This is a genomic window from Paracoccus onchidii, assembly GCF_028294535.1.
GTDB classification, from domain to species: domain Bacteria; phylum Pseudomonadota; class Alphaproteobacteria; order Rhodobacterales; family Rhodobacteraceae; genus Paracoccus; species Paracoccus onchidii.
In genome coordinates, this window is sequence record NZ_JAQBIE010000076.1 from 1 (window position 1) to 747 (window position 747).

A 747-nucleotide genomic window follows, 5' to 3' on the forward strand; every position below is an offset into this window, starting at 1 on the left:
CGGAGAACCGGCGCCTGAAGCGCGAACTCGCTCGGGTCACCGAGGAGCGCGATATCCTAAAAAGCAACGGCGTACTTCGCGCGAGGGTCCCAATGAAGCACGCCTTCATCCGGGCGCACCGCAAGGAATTCGGCGTCCGCGCCATGTGCCGGGTGCTGCGGGTCCATTTCAGCGGCTTTCATGCATGGCTTAAGGAACCGTTCAGCCACCGTGCGCAGGAGAATGCCCGTCAGACCGAGCTGATCCGGCAGGCCTGGGCCGACAGCGGCCAAGCCTATGGCTATCGCAAGCTGACGGACGATCTGCGCGACCAGGGTGAACAGATTTCCGAGAACCGGGTTGCGCGGCCGGCATCGCCGGCCTGGATCGCCGCGCAGGTGGACTGCGCCGATATGGCGGCAAGCCCACGGACCGGGTCACGGTGCATTCCGATCAGCGCCCGCAGTTCACCAGCTGCGCGTGGCAGTCCTTCCTCCGCCAGCATAACCTGGAACCCGGCATGAGCTGCCGCGGCAACTGTCACGACAATGCCGTGGCCGAGAGCTTCTTCCAGTTGCTGAAGCGCGAGCGCATCCGGCGTCAAACGTACACGACCCGCGACGCCGCCAGGCAGGATGTGTTCGAGTACGTCGAACTGTTCTGCAACCCGAAGCGCAAGCACACGAACAACGGCATGCTGTCGCCCGTTGATCTCGAGATCAGACAGCAGAAACTGAACGAGGCAGATGTGCAGGAAACAAGGGGCAG

Annotated in this window: 1 pseudogene; it reads left to right on the forward strand. The window is 63.5% G+C overall.

The annotated features are described in order from the left end of the window. Positions 1-747, forward strand: a pseudogene (locus PAF17_RS20110) (IS3 family transposase); the annotation flags it as partial.